Origin of the sequence: Haloarcula sp. JP-Z28, assembly GCF_011440255.1 — an archaeon.
GTDB classification, from domain to species: domain Archaea; phylum Halobacteriota; class Halobacteria; order Halobacteriales; family Haloarculaceae; genus Haloarcula; species Haloarcula marismortui.
In genome coordinates, this window is record NZ_JAAOHT010000086.1 from 1 (window position 1) to 14,772 (window position 14,772).

At 64.2% G+C, this 14,772-nt stretch carries 25 protein-coding genes and 1 tRNA gene; 5 read left to right on the forward strand and 21 right to left on the reverse strand.

The window, feature by feature from the left end; genetic code table 11:
* From G9463_RS20865 to G9463_RS20960, 20 genes are all read right to left on the reverse strand, one after another.
* Positions 1 to 338 (reverse strand): 50S ribosomal protein L19e (locus G9463_RS20865; RefSeq protein ID WP_165897734.1); only part of this gene is annotated, 338 nt, incomplete at its 3' end.
* Positions 338 to 1,063 carry a 50S ribosomal protein L32e gene (locus tag G9463_RS20870; protein WP_011223739.1) on the reverse strand — a complete coding sequence of 242 codons (726 nt, stop codon included), beginning with the start codon at positions 1,061 to 1,063 and terminating at the stop codon, positions 338 to 340. The genes G9463_RS20870 and G9463_RS20865, both read right to left, overlap by 1 nt.
* A complete protein-coding gene (locus G9463_RS20875) occupies positions 1,063 to 1,599 on the reverse strand; it encodes a 50S ribosomal protein L6 (RefSeq protein WP_121303379.1) in 537 nt (178 codons plus the stop codon). Before G9463_RS20875 ends, G9463_RS20870 begins: the two co-directional genes overlap by 1 nt.
* Before the next feature lie 2 nt (positions 1,600 to 1,601).
* Positions 1,602 to 1,994 (reverse strand): 30S ribosomal protein S8, encoded by a 393-nt coding sequence (locus tag G9463_RS20880; protein ID WP_004516956.1) that lies wholly within the window; start codon positions 1,992 to 1,994, stop codon positions 1,602 to 1,604.
* A gap of 2 nt (positions 1,995 to 1,996) precedes the next feature.
* Positions 1,997 to 2,182: a 30S ribosomal protein S14 gene (locus G9463_RS20885; RefSeq protein WP_004591563.1), complete on the reverse strand. Its 186-nt coding sequence runs from the start codon at positions 2,180 to 2,182 to the stop codon at positions 1,997 to 1,999.
* The gene (locus tag G9463_RS20890; protein WP_121303380.1) at positions 2,179 to 2,712 is read right to left on the reverse strand and encodes a 50S ribosomal protein L5; all 534 of its coding nucleotides are present in this window, start codon (positions 2,710 to 2,712) and stop codon (positions 2,179 to 2,181) included. The genes G9463_RS20885 and G9463_RS20890 overlap by 4 nt, the downstream gene beginning before the upstream one ends.
* Positions 2,709 to 3,413, reverse strand: a complete 705-nt coding sequence (locus G9463_RS20895; protein WP_121303381.1) for a 30S ribosomal protein S4e — start codon at positions 3,411 to 3,413, stop codon at positions 2,709 to 2,711. Before G9463_RS20895 ends, G9463_RS20890 begins: the two co-directional genes overlap by 4 nt.
* Positions 3,410 to 3,772 (reverse strand): 50S ribosomal protein L24, encoded by a 363-nt coding sequence (gene rplX, locus G9463_RS20900; protein ID WP_121303382.1) that lies wholly within the window; start codon positions 3,770 to 3,772, stop codon positions 3,410 to 3,412. Before rplX ends, G9463_RS20895 begins: the two co-directional genes overlap by 4 nt.
* 4 nt (positions 3,773 to 3,776) lie before the next feature.
* Positions 3,777 to 4,175 (reverse strand): 50S ribosomal protein L14, encoded by a 399-nt coding sequence (locus tag G9463_RS20905; RefSeq protein WP_004516961.1) that lies wholly within the window; start codon positions 4,173 to 4,175, stop codon positions 3,777 to 3,779.
* Positions 4,175 to 4,513 carry a 30S ribosomal protein S17 gene (locus G9463_RS20910; protein WP_004591559.1) on the reverse strand — a complete coding sequence of 113 codons (339 nt, stop codon included), beginning with the start codon at positions 4,511 to 4,513 and terminating at the stop codon, positions 4,175 to 4,177. The genes G9463_RS20905 and G9463_RS20910 overlap by 1 nt, the downstream gene beginning before the upstream one ends.
* Entirely contained in the window at positions 4,504 to 4,788 is a 285-nt protein-coding gene (locus G9463_RS20915) for a ribonuclease P protein component 1 (RefSeq protein ID WP_165897735.1), read from the reverse strand. The genes G9463_RS20910 and G9463_RS20915 overlap by 10 nt, the downstream gene beginning before the upstream one ends.
* Complete coding sequence (rpmC, locus tag G9463_RS20920; RefSeq protein ID WP_004516964.1) at positions 4,788 to 5,003, reverse strand: 50S ribosomal protein L29; 216 nt, start codon at positions 5,001 to 5,003, stop codon at positions 4,788 to 4,790. Before rpmC ends, G9463_RS20915 begins: the two co-directional genes overlap by 1 nt.
* Positions 5,000 to 5,914: a 30S ribosomal protein S3 gene (locus G9463_RS20925; protein WP_165897736.1), complete on the reverse strand. Its 915-nt coding sequence runs from the start codon at positions 5,912 to 5,914 to the stop codon at positions 5,000 to 5,002. The genes rpmC and G9463_RS20925 overlap by 4 nt, the downstream gene beginning before the upstream one ends.
* Positions 5,914 to 6,381 carry a 50S ribosomal protein L22 gene (locus G9463_RS20930; protein WP_007187648.1) on the reverse strand — a complete coding sequence of 156 codons (468 nt, stop codon included), beginning with the start codon at positions 6,379 to 6,381 and terminating at the stop codon, positions 5,914 to 5,916. The genes G9463_RS20925 and G9463_RS20930 overlap by 1 nt, the downstream gene beginning before the upstream one ends.
* Positions 6,382 to 6,383: 2 nt before the next feature.
* A complete protein-coding gene (locus tag G9463_RS20935; RefSeq protein WP_004516967.1) occupies positions 6,384 to 6,806 on the reverse strand; it encodes a 30S ribosomal protein S19 in 423 nt (140 codons plus the stop codon).
* Entirely contained in the window at positions 6,803 to 7,525 is a 723-nt protein-coding gene (locus G9463_RS20940; protein ID WP_004957415.1) for a 50S ribosomal protein L2, read from the reverse strand. The genes G9463_RS20935 and G9463_RS20940 overlap by 4 nt, the downstream gene beginning before the upstream one ends.
* Positions 7,526 to 7,527: 2 nt before the next feature.
* Complete coding sequence (locus tag G9463_RS20945) at positions 7,528 to 7,785, reverse strand: 50S ribosomal protein L23 (protein ID WP_004591553.1); 258 nt, start codon at positions 7,783 to 7,785, stop codon at positions 7,528 to 7,530.
* Entirely contained in the window at positions 7,782 to 8,522 is a 741-nt protein-coding gene (rpl4p, locus tag G9463_RS20950; RefSeq protein ID WP_121303386.1) for a 50S ribosomal protein L4, read from the reverse strand. Before rpl4p ends, G9463_RS20945 begins: the two co-directional genes overlap by 4 nt.
* Before the next feature lie 3 nt (positions 8,523 to 8,525).
* A complete protein-coding gene (gene rpl3p / locus G9463_RS20955) occupies positions 8,526 to 9,542 on the reverse strand; it encodes a 50S ribosomal protein L3 (protein WP_004591551.1) in 1,017 nt (338 codons plus the stop codon).
* 4 nt (positions 9,543 to 9,546) lie between these two features.
* Positions 9,547 to 10,392, reverse strand: coding sequence for a putative RNA uridine N3 methyltransferase (locus G9463_RS20960; RefSeq protein ID WP_004957426.1), 846 nt, complete (start codon positions 10,390 to 10,392; stop codon positions 9,547 to 9,549).
* Between the two features lie 348 nt (positions 10,393 to 10,740).
* Here G9463_RS20960 and G9463_RS20965 point away from each other — a divergent pair.
* The 5 genes from G9463_RS20965 to G9463_RS20985 all read left to right on the forward strand — a co-directional run bounded on the left by G9463_RS20965 (position 10,741) and on the right by G9463_RS20985 (position 13,653).
* Positions 10,741 to 10,812: transfer RNA gene (locus G9463_RS20965), tRNA-Gly, on the forward strand.
* Between the two features lie 303 nt (positions 10,813 to 11,115).
* Positions 11,116 to 11,763, forward strand: a complete 648-nt coding sequence (locus G9463_RS20970) for an HVO_2922 family protein (RefSeq protein WP_004957428.1) — start codon at positions 11,116 to 11,118, stop codon at positions 11,761 to 11,763.
* Positions 11,764 to 11,862: 99 nt separating this feature from the next.
* Positions 11,863 to 12,195, forward strand: a complete 333-nt coding sequence (locus G9463_RS20975; RefSeq protein WP_165897737.1) for an MTH1187 family thiamine-binding protein — start codon at positions 11,863 to 11,865, stop codon at positions 12,193 to 12,195.
* Positions 12,196 to 12,219: 24 nt separating this feature from the next.
* On the forward strand, positions 12,220 to 13,152 hold the full coding sequence (mch, locus tag G9463_RS20980) for a methenyltetrahydromethanopterin cyclohydrolase (RefSeq protein WP_165897738.1): 933 nt from the start codon (positions 12,220 to 12,222) through the stop codon (positions 13,150 to 13,152).
* Positions 13,153 to 13,155: 3 nt separating this feature from the next.
* Entirely contained in the window at positions 13,156 to 13,653 is a 498-nt protein-coding gene (locus tag G9463_RS20985) for a hypothetical protein (protein ID WP_165897739.1), read from the forward strand.
* Between the two features lie 12 nt (positions 13,654 to 13,665).
* Here G9463_RS20985 and G9463_RS20990 read toward each other — a convergent pair.
* On the reverse strand, positions 13,666 to 14,772 hold a 1,107-nt coding region (locus G9463_RS20990; protein WP_165897740.1), incomplete at its 5' end, for a GTP-binding protein.

Genomic DNA, 14,772 nt, shown 5'->3' on the forward strand with positions numbered 1-14,772 from the left:
CCCTCGTCACGCAGTTCGCGCAGCTTCGTCCGCTGTGCGCGGATGCGTGACTCCCAGTCCTCCTTGGAGTTCTGCCGTGCGCCTGCCTTGCCCTTCCGGGAACCGGCTCCCTTCTGGTGGCCGTACGCACGCTTCTTCTGGCGCTCCCGGGCGCGTCCACGGGAGTTGCCTTTCTTGTCGTTCGCCTGAATGGCGCCCTCATCGACCAGTTCGCGAACGTCCTCGCGGGTAATCGCGTCGGCGATGTCGCCCTGTCGCTCGGGGTTGAACCAGACGCGGTTCTTCCCGACATCGAGGACGTCAGCCGCGAGTCGCTTCTGTGCAGAGAGATCAGTCATCACTCACTCACCTCGACTTCGACGTAGGTGGGGTTGAGCACGCGGATGCCCGCGTCCTCGGCTTCCTCTTCGATTCGCTCGCGCTTGCGAGCGCCGACCTTCGAGGCGATCCGGACGGCCTCTGTGTCGCCGTCGACACCTTCGAGGTCGTCCACGTTGTGCACGCGAACCTCCTCGAAACCGGACGGGTGCTTGCCGCGAACCGCGGTCGGCGAGCGGAAGCCCGCCTCGACTGTGTCGCCTTTGCCCTTGATACCGCGGCGCTGCTTCGAGAGCTGGCCGCGGGGCTTGCGCCACGAGGTCGAGACGCGCTTTTTCTTGTGGTGGTCCTGGCGGTTGAACTGCGGCTTGCCGACCCGGTGTCGCTGGGTCAGGAGCCGCGCATCCTCGTCGGAGAGGTCCGGCGTCTTCTCGGTGAGCCCGCGAGCCTGGAGTTCCGTCTCCACGTCCTCGTCGGGCGCTTCCTCGCCGCCTTCCTCTTCAACTTCGGCTTCGGTCTCGGACTCGACTTCGAGTCCACCGACGTCGGCCTTGATTCGGGCCGCCAGCGCGTTCCCGATACCGCTGACATCGGCGAGCGCGGACTGGTCAGCACCGCGAACGTCCTCGACCGACTCGAAGCCGGCCTCGCGGAGTGACTCCGCCTTGGACGGGCCGACGCCGCTGATGTCGGTCAGTTCGGTGTACTCTTCCTCTGCCTCGACGTCTTCCTCGTTATCCGCCATCAGGCGTCACCTCGGTTCGGTTTGCGGGTGATGTACACCCCGTCCTGAAACACACGCACGTCCTTGTCGTTGATACGCGTGAGCTGCTCGATGTCCGCGGCGGTCTGGCCGACAGCTTCGATGTCGGGGCCGCTGACGGTCAGCTCTTCGCCGTCGATCTCGACGTCCGTGTCGCCGTGGATCGTCGTGCGGCGGGGGGCCTTCTCGCCCAGGAAGTTCTCGATGACGACTTCGTCACCCTCGACGTCGACCTGCATCGGGAAGTGAGAGTAAAAGACCTCCATACCGTACTCCCAGCCCTCGGTCACGCCGTGGAACATATTCTCGATGTGGCTCTGGAAGGTACCGATCGTCGACATCGTCTTGGCGTTGTCCTCATCGGATTCGATGACGACCGTGTCGCCGTCGACAGACACGTCGATGTCAGGGTACCAGAGCCGACGCGTGACGCTGCCGTTGTCCCCCTCGACGGTGATGTCAAGGTGGTCCTGCTCGGCGTCCACGTCCTCCGGAATCTCCAGTTCTACTCGTGGCATTGTTAGTATACGTACGCGATGACTTGGCCACCAACGCCCTGCTCACGAGCCTCGTAGTGGCTCATGATGCCGTGGCTGGTCGTAACGACGAGGGTCCCGTAGTCACGGGCGGGGAGGAACCGCTTTTCCCATTTCTCGAACTCGTCTGCGCCCGCAGAGTAGCGGGGCTTGACCGGGCCACACTCGTTGATGGCTCCTTTCAGTTCAACTTCGAACTCACCGGCTTTGCCGTCGTCGACGAAACTGAATCCGTCGATGTACCCGCGGTCGTAGAAGACCTCGAGGACGCTGCCGATCTCGTTCGAAGCTGGCGATACTGTCTGCTCTAGGTGCCCGACGCTTTCGGCGTTGTTAAGCGCCGACAGTGCGTTGGCAAATGGGTCGTTCCCTGTCATTGTTAGCTGTACTTCCTGAAGCCCATGCCTCGCGAAATCTCGCGGAAGCACTGGCGGCACAGCCAGATATCGTACTTGCCGACGAGTCCCTGTTCGCGCCCGCAGCGCTGACAGGACTCGAGCTGGCCAGTTCGCTCACTGGATGCCGTCTCGGAATCGGGCTCGTCTGTGGTTTCACTTTCGCTCATTCGCTCACCTCCACGTCATAGGTCGACTCGATGAAGGCGACGGCGTCCGCCGGGTTGAGTCGATGCTTCGTCGGAATCGAGCGCGACGCCTTGTCGCGCTTTGCGACGCGGTAGCCGGGGCGGACGAGGTTGACCGTCACGTCCAGCCCGTAGATTCCGATGCTCGGGTCGTACTCCTGGCTCGGGAACTCGGTGTGTTCCTCGACGCCGAAGCTGAAGTTGCCGGTGTCGTCGAACTGACTCGTCGCCAGCTCGGCGAGCGGCAGCGCCGTCTCGAGGAACTCCTCGGCCATCTCGTCGCGGAGGGTGACCTTCGCACCGATGGGGTCGCCCTCACGGATGTCGAACTCGCCGACAGTCCGCTTGGCCTTCGTTCGCACCGGCGTCTGCCCGGTGATCTCTCCGAGAATGTCCTCTGCGTTGGCGAGGTCGCGGCCACCGTGGCCGATACCCATGTGAACGACGACCTTCTCGATGCGCGGTTCGCGCATCTCGTGGAAGTCGCCGCCGGACTCACTCTCGGAGCTCATTCATCATCACCCGTGAAGTTCTCGTCGATGACGACGACGTACTCTTCGACTGTCTCGAAGCCTTCGCCCTCGTCCTGCGAGACGATCACGTTGTTCTGAGCCGAGCCCGGCGTCACCTGAATTTCCTCGATCTCGCCGACTTCACCCGCGTGGGCGCCGTCGACGGCGGTGACGAGCGCGCCCTCTTGGTACTCGAAGTGAGCGACGATTTCGCCGTCCTCGTTGCCGACGACGATGGAGTCGCCAGCGTCGTAGGTCTGGTCGTCCTCGACGATGAGCGTCTCACCGTCGTGGAGGCCCAGCTGGACGTCGCCACCGGAGACGTGGGTCTTGGTGACGATCTTGCCGAGCTTGGACTGTGCCGCGTCCGGGTCGATTGCGGTCAGCGCCAGCCGACCACCCTCGCCGGGGAACACGCGGTAGTACTCCTCGCGCTCGGTGAAGGCCAAGATGTCGAACATCCCGACAGGGCGTTCCTCGTCGGAGATGGCCTTCCCGTTGATGAGGACGTTGTCCTCGTTAAGGGCGTAGCGGGCTTCTTTGCGGTTGTCGGCGTAGCCGAGCACGTCCCGAAGGACGATGAGCAGGGGAACCCCTGACTCACCGTGTGGGCCGGCACCGGCTTTCACCGTGAACGTCGCGGTCTTGCGCTCTACGGGCCAGCTGTTTGGCACCGATAGTCGCTTCTGGTGATTACTCATGCGGAATCATCCTCCGATTCGAGACGCGCCTCGCGCTTCTCGTCTTCGAGGTCCAGGTCCGTCACGCGGACGTTCGAGGTGTCCAGCGGTCGCGGGACTTCCTCGCCGTCTGTTTTTTCGAGCGTGACGTCTTCGACGTGGATGACAGCCTTGTCGAGGTCCACCGTCAGGACTTCGCCTTCCTCGCCGGCGAAGTCGCCACGGAGCACCTCAACGGTGTCACCAGCGTTGACGCGGACGTTCCGCTGGCCGTACTCCTCGCGGAGGTCGGCCGAAAGCGTCGCCCGGACCTGCTTGTGCCGCTCGTGAAGCGGGGCACGTCGTTGACTCTTGCGTTGTTTGTCTGGTTGCTTGCTCATGGTTCTATACAATCATCGTCGCTGCTGATGCCACACTGCCGAATCGCTGTGCGACTTCCCGTGCGATGGGCCCTTTCAGCTCGGTCCCGCGCGGGTCCTCGTTCTCGTCGACGATGACGGCCGCGTTGTCTTCGAACTTGACGCGGGTGCCGTCGGGTCGACGGATCGGCTTTCGCTGGCGGACGACGACGGCTTCGAGCACCTGGCGACGCATTTCGGGCGTCCCCTTGGTGACCGAGACCGTGATCTTGTCGCCCAGCCCAGCTTTGGGGTGGCGGTTCTTCGTTCCCGAGTAGCCGTGGACGGAAATGACCTTGAGTTCGCGCGCTCCCGTGTTGTCCGCACACGTGATGAGCGAGCCCTTCTCCAGGCCTTGCGTGACGTCAGCACCGAGTGCTTCCATCAGGCATCACCGTCCTGTTCATCGGCGACCACGCCAACGACGACGTGGCTTTTCGTTTTCGAGAGCGGTCGACACTCTGCTATCGTGACCGTGTCACCGACCGCGAGGTCGAGACAGTCCGGTGCGTGAGCCGGAACGCGGCTCCGCCGCTTCATGAAGCGGTCGTATTTCGGCACCTTCACGTCGTACTCGCGCTCGACGACAACGGTCTTCTCCATGTCAGTGGAGGCTACCTCGCCGTTCAGTGTCTGTCCGCGCACGGAGAGCTCTCCGTGGAACGGGCAGTTCTGATCGGCACAGGTTTCCTCCGGTTCCTGTACGTTCAGTCCTAGCGCCATAGTGAATCTCCTGTGTTCTCTGTGCGACGAGCGGGACGCGCGACGAGTCGGTCGCCGTCGACCCGGACTCGCTGTCCGTCGACGGCGAACGAAAAGGTCGCACTGTCCTTCGGCACGTGCCACACCCGGTCGGCCCCCTCGACCGTCAGCATCTGTGTCGTCTCCATGACGACAGTGCCGCTGATACCGATGGCGTCCGAGTTGGACGCCGCGACGACCTCACAGTCGAGGCCGACGAGTTCGTGTCGTGGGAGCGTCTCGGGTGTCAGTGGCATTATTCGTTCTCCTGCAGGTCGCCTTCTTCGCCCTGAATCGTCTTGATGCGGGCGATGGCCTTCCGCAGCTCCTTGATGCGGCCGGGGTTTTCCGGCGCACCACCCGCGGCCTGCACGGCCCGGGCGTTCAGCAGTTCGGTCTTCAGGTCGTCGAGTTCCGCCTCGCGCTCGGCGGGCGTCATGTCCCGGATTTCCTGGACGTGGAGGACGGTCATTCGTCGTCACCCTCCTCGTCCATTTCGTCCATCAGCTCTTCGGCTTCGGCTTCGACGTCCTCGTCGAGTTCCTCGTCGACAGCGTCTTCGAGTTCGTCGACGTCGACGTCCTCGACATCGTCGTCAGTCGGGACTTCGACGTCTTCCTCGACGATCTCCTCGTCGACGAACTCCTCGTCGGCCTCGGCATCGTCGTCGGCCCCGGTGGCCACGTCTTCCTCGAGTTCCTCGGCCGTCTCGCTGTCTTCGGGCTCGCCTTCGAGGAGTTCCTCGACAGACTCGCCGTCGGTGTCGGCCACGTAGTCCTCGACGTCGACATCCTCGTAGATCTCGAAGTCGTCGGGGAGCTCCGCGTCCGGCGGGATGATCTTGACTCGGACCCCAATGGTACCGAGCTTCATCACGGCGACGCCGACGCCGCTGTCGACGATCTCCTCTGCGGGTTCGCCGTTGTGCTTGACGTAGCCGCGGTTGAACTTCTCCACGCGCGAGCGTGCACCCGTGACCTTGCCGGAGAGGACGATCTCTGCGCCGAGTGCGCCCGACTCCATGATGCGGTCGATGGTGGTGTGGCCCGCTTTGCGGAAGTACCAGCCACGCTCGAGTGCGTTGGCCAGTCGGTCCGCGACGATGCGGGCGTTGAGGTCCGGCTCGTCGACTTCCTGCACGTCGACCTGCGGGTCGTCGAGGTTGAATCGGTCCTCGAGTTCCGTCGTGATCTTCCGGATGTTCTTCCCGCCCTTGCCGATGACCATCCCTGGCTTCTCGGCTTTGAGCACGATCTGGGTCCCCATCGGCGTCTTGGCGACGTCCATGCCGCCGTAGCCGGCTCGGCCGAGTTCCTCTTCGAAGAACTCGTCGATCTGGGTGCGCTGGAGTCCGTCCTCGATGAACTGTTGTTCGTCGGCCATTAGTCTTCGACCTCCGGCTCTTCGAGGATGAGTTCGACGTCGACCTGCGGGCTGTTCCACGCCGAGGCACGCCCCATCGCGCGGGGCTTGCGACCCTGCTGCTCGCCGACCTTGTGGGCGGCGACGTGCGTGATCGTCATGGCCTCACCGTCGAAGCCCTGGTGGTCGGCGTTGCCGACCGCGTTCTCGAGCAGGTCGAGGAAGGCCTTGCTGGCCTTCTCCGGGTAGCGCCCGGCGTCCCAGCCGTCGACCTTGCTTTTGTGGCCAACGCCCGAGTTGTGCTGTTTGAACGGAACGGGCTGGTCGCCCTCGATAACCGCCTCGAGGTAGTCGACAGCCTCGCCGGCCGTTTTGCCCTTGACCTCGCGGGCGATGGCCTTGCTGTGCTTGAAGCTCATCTGCCGCTCCCGGAGCATCGCTTTGGCCGTCGTGTCCGGGTCGGCTTCGACTGAGTAACTGATTCCCATGATTATTTGAGCGGTACGAACTTCGAGGAGCGTGTCGCTCCGATACCGGCCTGACCGTGTTCGACACTACTCCGGGTGAGCTGGAACTCACCGAGGTAGTGGCCGAGCATCTCGGGCTCGACTTTGACACGCTCGAAGTTCTGGCCGTCGTGGACGGCGAAGGTCAGCCCGACCATCTCCGGGACCACCGGCATGTCGCGCAGGTGTGTCCGGATCGGGTCGTTGGCTGTCTCCTCTTCGCCGGCCTCGCGGGCCTTCTCGAGGAGCTTGTGTTTCTCCTCGGTCAGGCCGCGTACGATACTTCGCCGCTGTCGAGCGGGGAGCAGTTCCGCGACTTCCTCGAGCTCCATCTCCTGCAGCTCGTCGAGCGTGTGGCCGCGGAAGGAGAACTCTCCTTCGTGGCCGATTTGATATTCTGAGCTCATTCGTTGCCACCTCGACCTGTTCGCTTCGAGGCGATGTCCCCGACCTTACGGCCAGGCGGGGCGTTCCGCGAGATGGACTTGGGCTTGCCGGGGTGCTGGCGTCCGCCACCACCGAACGGGTGGTCGACGGCGTTCATCGCCACACCGCGGACGTTGGGCCACTTCGTCCCTCGCGCTTTCATCTTGTGATGCTTGTTGCCAGCCTTCACGAACGGCTTGTCAGTTCGGCCGCCACCGGCGACGACGCCGATGGTAGCACGACACTGCGGGTCAAGCCGCTTCATCTCCCCGGAGGGGAGCTTGACGACCGCGACGTTGCGGTCGTGGGTGAGCAGCTGGGCGTTGACACCCGATGCGCGGGCGAACTTCCCACCGTCACCGGGGCTGGATTCGACGTTGCACACCGGGACCCCCTCTGGGATCTCGGCCAGCGGGAGCGTGTTCCCGGGTGCGATCTCGGCGCTGACGCCGACCTGTAGCTCGTCGCCTACCCCGACGCCTTCCGGCGCGAGGATAAGTCGTCGGTCGCCGTCTTCGAACTCGACGGCAGCGACCGGAGCCGAGCGGGCAGGGTCGTGCTCAATGTCGACGACCGTGCCGGCGATGACGTCGCCGTCCTCGACCTTGCGGTGCTCCAGATCAGCCTTGTAACGGTGCGACGGAGCACGGAACGTGGAGGTCCCGCGGCCGCGCCGTTGTCCTTGGATTCGTCGTCCCATCGTTAGAACACCCCAATTCTGGAGGCGACTTCCTGGGCGTCGTCGTCCTCAGAGAGGCGAACGACGGCCTTCTTTTCGCCGTCCATCGTGTTCTGCGTGTTGACCTGTTCGACTGTCACGTCGTACTGCTCCTCGACGGCGTCGGCGACCTCGCCCTTGGAGGCGCGGTCATCGACGGCGAACTGGAGCTTGTTCTGGAAGTCCATGTCGTTCATGGCCTTCTCCGTGACGTGTGGGTGTTTGATGACATCCCAGCTCATCGCTCGGCCACCTCCGCGAGTGCGGATTCCGTGAAGACGGTGAGTCGACCGGGCGCGCCGCCGGGCGCGAGGTCTTCCGTGTTGACCTCGCTGGCGGTCGCCACGTCGGCCCCCGCGAGGTTGCGGGCGGCCGTCGACGGCTCGTCGCTGGTCACGAAGAGGATCGAGGCGGGACGACGGTACTTCCGTCCACGGGCCGAACCCTGTCCAGCCTTGATCTTCGTCTCGTCGGCGCGGTCGATGTCCGCGTGGACGTCGAGCGCCTCCAGCAGCGAGACGACTTCCTGCGTCTTGACGAGGTCCTCGAAGTCGTCGGAAACGACGACGGGCACTTCGTCACGGTCGAACTCGTGGCCGCGGTCGGCGACGAGGTCGGCGTCGGCTGTCGCAGCCAGCGCCGAGCGAACGGCCAGCTGCCGTTCCTTGTCGTTGAGGTCGAGCGAGCGGTCCTTCTCGGCTTTTGGCGGGTGGGCGCTTCGCCCTTTGACCGCCTGCGGGACGCGGCGGGCACGGCCGTCCTGCTTCGGGACGTGTGCCTGGCCGCGGCCGCTACCGAAGGACTCGGCCGGCGTTCGGAGGCCGGCGTACTCGTCGGACCCGTAGTCCTGCTTTCGGTTGGCCTGTGCGGCACGTACAGCTTTGCCGATGAGGTCGGACCGAACCGGCGTCTCGAAGACGTCCGGCAGGTCGACCTCGCCGTCTGTGTTGCCGTCCAGGTCGTAGATTGTTGCCTGCATAGGTTATCCCTGGTTCGATTCGTTGGAGACGTAGCGCACCTCGGGGTCGAGGCGCGGCTGGTCGTTCGGACGCACCGCGGGCCGGAAGCGCACCAGGCGCTTGTCCGGACCGGGCACGGAGCCCTTCACGAGCGTGTACGGCCCATCGACTTCGCCGTAGTTGACGAAGCCGCCATCGACGGTGGGCTCGTCGCCCTCGCCAATGTCGATGAGGCGCTTGTTGAGCTCGGTGCGCTGGTGGTAGCCGGTCTGCCCCTGCTGGGGGACCGTCGAGCGCACACGGGACGGATTCCACGGACCGAGGTTGCCGATCCGTCGACGCCATCCCTGGCGGGCGTGCTTGCCTTTCCGCTTCTGGACGCCCCATCGCTTGACGGGACCCTGCGTCCCTTTGCCTTTCGTGACACCGGCCACGTCGGCGTACTCGCCGGCGCGGAAGATGTCGTTCATGGCGTGTTCGCCACCGTCCTCGACGAGGTCGAGGGCGTGGTCGAGGCGGTCCGAAACGGACCCACCGCCGACGCGAGTCTCCATCACGTCGGGCTTTTTCTTCGGGACGCTCGGGACGGCGTCGGGGACGGTGTGCGTAATGAGTCGCAGGTCCCCGAGGTCACCGGCCTCGTGTGCGTCGCGTATCTGTTCCTCAGCAGCGTCCGGGTCGTGGTCCTCCGGAACGTCCAGGGTCCGGTCGAGCTCCGAGTGGAACTCGTCGGTCCAGACTTCCGTCAGCGGACGCTGACCGTACGGCGTGTCTTCGTACGCTCGCAGGGCGACGGCGCGCATCGGCGGCGTCTCGATGACTGTCACCGGGACAGTCTCCTCCATCCCTTCGCGGGGGGAGTTAGGTTCGTCGTTGACAAGCACAACGTGAGTCATGCCTGCCTTGTAGCCGGCGAACCCTTGGACGCCCGGCTGCCCGTCGTCAGACGGCCAGCTGTTGAAGCGAGGCGTCTCGCTCGTCGAGCGCTTGCGCGGGCCGAAGCCCAGCGAGCCTTTGCGTGGTCTGCTTGGTTGTGGCATTCGTTTACTCCGTGAGGGTTAGACAGGTGAGGGAGGCGAACAGAGCTTCTTCCGTTCGCACAACCTCACTGCCCTGGTTCGGAACCGTATTCAGCCAGAGGTCGAACCCTTCTGGTTCGTCGCTCGTCTGGTCTCCCCCGACGGCGTCCGGGGCAACGTCGAGTATCGACGGTAACCCGCGCTCGGGTGCCCCGAAGGCGACGGTCATGCCGCCCTCGGCGTCGCGCCGCTCGGCCAACTGGCCGAGACGGGTCGACGTTACCGGCTCGCCGTATCGCGAGGACGCGATAGTGAGCCCGGCATCGTCGCGCGAGAGTGCCGCATCGAGGTCCGCGGCGACAACGTCGAATCCCGTTGTGGGGGCGTCGACGAGTTTCGCCCGGACCGGCCGTCGCGAAGAGACCCTGACGGTCACGCGCTCTCCCTGTTCCACGTCCATATCCGCTGGGACGGGAAGGGAGATCGGGTGTTGCATGCCGCAATTGACCCGGACGCGCCCATCAGCTCCGACCTCGGTCACGATTCCCTGTCTTAACGACCCCGAACCCTCAGATCCGGAGCCGGTCTGTGAACGCACGCGGAGCGGCGGCAGGACGCCGACGTACTCCAGTTCGTCCCGCTTACCCCACATCTCTTTTCGGAGGTGCGGGGGCGTCGCGGCGTACCGCAGCACGGTTTCGACGAACCCGTCTTCCCATTTGCCCGCCCCGTCAGGGTCGGGGTACACTGTCAGCCGATCAACCCGGTAGACCGCGGCCGCGCGGGCCACGTAACCGAGCTTGCGAGTTGCCTCGCGTCTGTCTTCGGCTTCCCGTGCAAGGGAAGACGGCACGAGTACGCTGGTCGTCATGCCGTGACGCTTCCACGTCGCGCCACTAGACTGTGCCGATATCTCCCTTTCCAGGGCTTAAAAAGCCCCCGTTTCACGCACGCGATGCGTCGCGTTCACATGGTCCGTCATGCCGGTTCGGAACCGATGCACGCATTCACTGTTTTGCCGCTTCCGAAAGGTCATGTCTCGTGACGCCATCACATGATCCGGCGCTCAGACGGGGAGATGATTGCCCTCACTTCCCACGATTTTCCCCGGAAAACGGAAGGCTTTTTACTCTCACCCCCGCCAGATTTGATTGCAACGAGGCGTTGCGCGCTGGCACTGAGCGACCACCGGTTGTGAATGTCAGGGCAAACGAAGCAAGCGCTGGTAGTGTAGTTGGTATCACGTGACCTTGCCATGGTCACAACCTGGGTTCAAATCCCAGCCAGCGCATTTCTCTTCATCCAAACTCTCGAGCGGCGCGTTTTATCGCGCCGCGTACTGGATGCTGTGTAATCGCACTGGATCTGCATCGGGTTCAAACACCGACGGACTTCGTCCGTCGTGATTCGCAATCGCGTCGCGATTGCTCACTCCCAGCCGGCGCATTTCTCTGATTCCAAATCGGCAGGCGATGCGTCTTATCGCGTCGCCCAGTCATATAGTACCGCTGTCATGTACTCATCTGAGTCGTCGGAGCGCCACCCGGAAACCGGGGAGTACCATTATTTGTTGCCCCATCGACAATGAGAGTGTATGACGGACGAGACGGTCCACGAGTCACAGGAAACACGGAGTCGCAGAGGAATCGCATCGTACTTCCGGCGGTTGGCAAACAGGCTCAGCCGCGGTGAGCCAGCCCCAGCGGATGAGGAACAGACTGTAACGGTCACGCCGCCGGCCGAATCCGAGTTCGAGGTTGAGGTCGAGCGAGAGGACGGCACTGTCACCCTTGAAATCGATATGGAGTGGAACGAGGATGAGGGAGAGGTGGCGACCGATGTGGCTGCGAGCAAGGCCACGTTCGAGGTGTACGAGGACAGCGCCGAGCAGTACCGCTGGCGGCTCCGCCACGACAACGGAAACATCATCGCCGACAGCGGGGAGGGCTACGCCTCCAAGCAGAAGGCCGAGCAGGGTCTTGAGAGCGTCAAATCCAACGCGCCCGGGGCGTACGTCGTCGATGAGTCGAAAGACGACAGTGTTGTCGAAGAAGGGGGCAGCAAGGCGACATTCGAACTGTTCAAAGACAGCGAAGGGAAGGCGCGCTGGCGGCTCCGCCACGACAACGGAGAGATCATCGCCGACTGCGGGCAGGGCTACGCCTCCAAGCAGAAAGCGAAGCAGGGGCTCCAGAGCGTCAAGACGAACGCTCGCGGGGCACCGGTCGAAGAAGGCGAGTAAGCGTTCCGAACAGCGGTAGTTTCGTTCCTCCAGTCAGACACCGATAGCGTTACGCGAGTATCATAGCGGTTAGGTTTCGAGCGCGCGTGAGAAACCAGCATGACCTGCATAGGGCTTCTCTCGGTCGCACCGGTCATCGAAGGCAGCATGTCGTCGTACGTCGCTGACGCCGTCGCGGCGCTGGAGGCGTTCGATGTCGAGTACGAGACGACGCCGATGGGGACGATCATCGAAGCGGAGGACAGCAAGGAACTGTTCGCGGCCACCCACGCGGCTCACGAGGCCGTCGGCGAGCAGAGCGACCGCGTGAGCACGGTCCTGAAGATCGACGACAAGCGGACTGTCGACCAGCAGGCACAAGACAAGGTCGACGCCGTCGAGGAGCATCTGGGTCGGGCGGCCAGAAGCGACGCGGCCGAAGGCGGAGATTAAAAGGAAGGCTGCCAAAGACGGCGTATGGATAGTCTCAATCGGATGGCCACGGAACTCGTTGACGAGGCCATCGACTTCGCCGACGAACTCACGATAGACGTACACGCGCTAGAGGGTGACGCCGCAGTACTGGACTTCGGCGTGGAGGTCCCCGGCGCTGTTGAGGCCGGCATGCTACTCGCGGAAATCCAGACGGCCGGTCTGGCGACGGTTCAGTCCACGATGGACACTGTCGACGACGCGCCGCTGACCCACGTCGAGCTGTCGACGGACCACCCGGCGCTGGCCCTGCTATGCTCACAGAAGGGCGGCTGGGAACTTTCCGTCGACAACTTTCAGGCCCTCGGGAGCGGCCCCGCACGCGCGCTCGTGGCTGAGGAGGAAGCTTTCCAGCGAATCGGCTACCGCGAGGACGCCGACTTCGCCGTGCTGGCCGTAGAGACCGACGAACTGCCGGACGAGGACGTTGCGAGTCAGGTCGCTGAGCGAACCGGCGTCCCCGAGACAGGCGTGTTCTTGCCGTCGTTCGCGACGGCGAGCGTGACCGGGAGCGTCGTCGCCGCGGCCCGGGCCGCCGAACTAGCCGTCTTCCGGCTGGCCGAACTCGGCTTCGACCCGGTGTCGGTACTGTCAGCCAGCGGCCGCGCGCCGGTCGCGCCGGTGGCCGATGACGAAGCGACTGCGATGGCCCGGACGACGGACGCGCTCGCCTACGGCAGCGAGGTCCACCTCACCGTCGACGAGTCCTTCGACCGCTTCGACGAGGTCCCCTCCGTCGCGGCCGAAGAATATGGCGAGCCGCTAGAGGGCGTCTTCGAGGACGTGGACTGGGACTTCGCGGAGCTTCCCGTCGAACTGTTCGGCCCCGCGGCGGTTACCATCGATGTCGTCGGTGGCGACACGCACGTTGTCGGCGAGACGAGCGAAGGCGTGTTAGTCGAGAGCTTCGGTCTGTAAGAGATGCGCTACAAGGTCGCCCCGCCGGCCCGCTCGCGCTCGTTTCTGGAGACCGCCAGAGAGGCGATTCCGCTTGTCCCCGACAGCGAGGGCGACTGTTGTCGGGCGATACAGACGGCAACTGACATCTCCGACCGCGAAACGGCCCAGAAGTACCTGGTGCTCCTGCAGGCGCTGGGACTGGTCGCCGAGAGCGAACGGGGCTACTACCGGACGAGGACCGACCCCGACCAGTCGGCCCTCGCGGCGGCGTTCGAGGAGTCGGTCTTCGGCGTCGACGTACTCGTTGCTGCTCTCGATTCGGAGCCGGTAGCGGCTGCCGCTGCGTTCGATGCACTCAGAGACGAGATTCCCCGCTGGGAGCGTGAGCGCCACACCGACTGGGAATCGGTCTGGCAGGAGCGCACGGCGAACCTGCTGGAATGGGCCGTAGTGTTCGGACTCGCTCAAAAAACGGATGACGGCTACAGACAGCCAACCGAAAACAACGAAAATGAGTGAAATGACGGGCCGCTACTCCGCCGGGTCGGTGTCGGTGACGGTCCCGACGCCCTTCGAACTCCCCTCGCGGAAAACGAACTTCTGGCCCTCTTCAACGAGATATGAGCGGAATTTGAATCGGACACGGGTCTTGCCGGCGTCGCCCGGGAGCAACTGCCCGCCTTCCGGATAGAACGCCGCGGCCTCGCTGACTGTTTCGAGGTGGACCACGGGCTCATAGCCGTCGCCGATGCGGGTTGGGTGGTTCAACACCATTACCTCAGCCTCAAACTCCTGTACCGGCGACGGGTCGGCATCGCTCGGTAGCAGGACCATCCCGCGCTCGATATCCGCCTCGCGGACGCCCTTCAGCGCGATGCCGACGATACGGCCGGCCTTGGCTTCGTCAACCCGGTGGTAGTGCATCTCGATGGACCGCACTTCGACCTCCTGAAAACTCCCGTCTTGCATCGGTCCAAGTAACAGTTCGTCGCCAGCCTCGACCTCGCCGGATTTGATGGTGCCGGAGGCGACCGCGCCGACCCCCTGAACGTTGTACGTCCGGTCGACGTACATCCGGAAATCGCCCACCTCGCCGGCAGTCTTTGGTAGCGCCTCGAACATCTCGTCGAGGGCGTCCAGCCCCGCCTTGGTGACGGCGCTGGTGGTGACGACGGGAACGACAGTCTCAGATATTTCGTCGATAGCCGTGTCGACGCCGTGGCGCTCTACCCGGAGCGGCGTCTTGTCGACCTCTCGCAGTGCTTGCTCGACTGAGCGTTCGACTTCGGCGACCCGTTCACCGTCGACGAGGTCGGTTTTGGTGAGCGCGACAATCGTCGGGAGGTCCGTCGCCAGCAGGATGCCGAGATGCTCGCGCGTCGTCTCTGTCACCCCGTCGTCGGCCGCGACGGTCAGGAGGCCGTAGTCGAGTTTCTGGCCGACGAGGCCGCGGATGGTCGTCCGGAGCCACGGCTCGTGGCCGACGGTGTCGACGAAGGAGACGAGCCTGTCGGATTCTTCGACGACCCGCGCGCGGTCGTCCTTCCGGTGCGGGTTGTCCATGCGAATTGGCTCGCCGTCCGCGTCGAAGCCGTAGACGCCGTATGAGAGGTCCGCCGAGAGGCCCCGTTCGACCTC

What these genes read in the sequence shown, in the direction of transcription:
- G9463_RS20870 (WP_011223739.1), bottom strand. Translation starts at nt 1,063, where the DNA reads ATGGCGGATAACGAGGAAGACGTCGAGGCAGAGGAAGAGTACACCGAA.
- G9463_RS20875 (WP_121303379.1), bottom strand. Translation starts at nt 1,599, where the DNA reads ATGCCACGAGTAGAACTGGAGATTCCGGAGGACGTGGACGCCGAGCAG.
- G9463_RS20880 (WP_004516956.1), bottom strand. Translation starts at nt 1,994, where the DNA reads ATGACAGGGAACGACCCATTTGCCAACGCACTGTCGGCGCTTAACAAC.
- G9463_RS20885 (WP_004591563.1), bottom strand. Translation starts at nt 2,182, where the DNA reads ATGAGCGAAAGTGAAACCACAGACGAGCCCGATTCCGAGACGGCATCC.
- G9463_RS20890 (WP_121303380.1), bottom strand. Translation starts at nt 2,712, where the DNA reads ATGAGCTCCGAGAGTGAGTCCGGCGGCGACTTCCACGAGATGCGCGAA.
- G9463_RS20895 (WP_121303381.1), bottom strand. Translation starts at nt 3,413, where the DNA reads ATGAGTAATCACCAGAAGCGACTATCGGTGCCAAACAGCTGGCCCGTA.
- rplX (WP_121303382.1), bottom strand. Translation starts at nt 3,772, where the DNA reads ATGAGCAAGCAACCAGACAAACAACGCAAGAGTCAACGACGTGCCCCG.
- G9463_RS20905 (WP_004516961.1), bottom strand. Translation starts at nt 4,175, where the DNA reads ATGGAAGCACTCGGTGCTGACGTCACGCAAGGCCTGGAGAAGGGCTCG.
- G9463_RS20910 (WP_004591559.1), bottom strand. Translation starts at nt 4,513, where the DNA reads ATGGCGCTAGGACTGAACGTACAGGAACCGGAGGAAACCTGTGCCGAT.
- G9463_RS20915 (WP_165897735.1), bottom strand. Translation starts at nt 4,788, where the DNA reads ATGCCACTGACACCCGAGACGCTCCCACGACACGAACTCGTCGGCCTC.
- rpmC (WP_004516964.1), bottom strand. Translation starts at nt 5,003, where the DNA reads ATGACCGTCCTCCACGTCCAGGAAATCCGGGACATGACGCCCGCCGAG.
- G9463_RS20925 (WP_165897736.1), bottom strand. Translation starts at nt 5,914, where the DNA reads ATGGCCGACGAACAACAGTTCATCGAGGACGGACTCCAGCGCACCCAG.
- G9463_RS20930 (WP_007187648.1), bottom strand. Translation starts at nt 6,381, where the DNA reads ATGGGAATCAGTTACTCAGTCGAAGCCGACCCGGACACGACGGCCAAA.
- G9463_RS20935 (WP_004516967.1), bottom strand. Translation starts at nt 6,806, where the DNA reads ATGAGCTCAGAATATCAAATCGGCCACGAAGGAGAGTTCTCCTTCCGC.
- G9463_RS20940 (WP_004957415.1), bottom strand. Translation starts at nt 7,525, where the DNA reads ATGGGACGACGAATCCAAGGACAACGGCGCGGCCGCGGGACCTCCACG.
- G9463_RS20945 (WP_004591553.1), bottom strand. Translation starts at nt 7,785, where the DNA reads ATGAGCTGGGATGTCATCAAACACCCACACGTCACGGAGAAGGCCATG.
- rpl4p (WP_121303386.1), bottom strand. Translation starts at nt 8,522, where the DNA reads ATGCAGGCAACAATCTACGACCTGGACGGCAACACAGACGGCGAGGTC.
- rpl3p (WP_004591551.1), bottom strand. Translation starts at nt 9,542, where the DNA reads ATGCCACAACCAAGCAGACCACGCAAAGGCTCGCTGGGCTTCGGCCCG.
- G9463_RS20960 (WP_004957426.1), bottom strand. Translation starts at nt 10,392, where the DNA reads ATGACGACCAGCGTACTCGTGCCGTCTTCCCTTGCACGGGAAGCCGAA.
- G9463_RS20970 (WP_004957428.1), top strand. Translation starts at nt 11,116, where the DNA reads ATGACGGACGAGACGGTCCACGAGTCACAGGAAACACGGAGTCGCAGA.
- G9463_RS20975 (WP_165897737.1), top strand. Translation starts at nt 11,863, where the DNA reads ATGACCTGCATAGGGCTTCTCTCGGTCGCACCGGTCATCGAAGGCAGC.
- mch (WP_165897738.1), top strand. Translation starts at nt 12,220, where the DNA reads ATGGATAGTCTCAATCGGATGGCCACGGAACTCGTTGACGAGGCCATC.
- G9463_RS20985 (WP_165897739.1), top strand. Translation starts at nt 13,156, where the DNA reads ATGCGCTACAAGGTCGCCCCGCCGGCCCGCTCGCGCTCGTTTCTGGAG.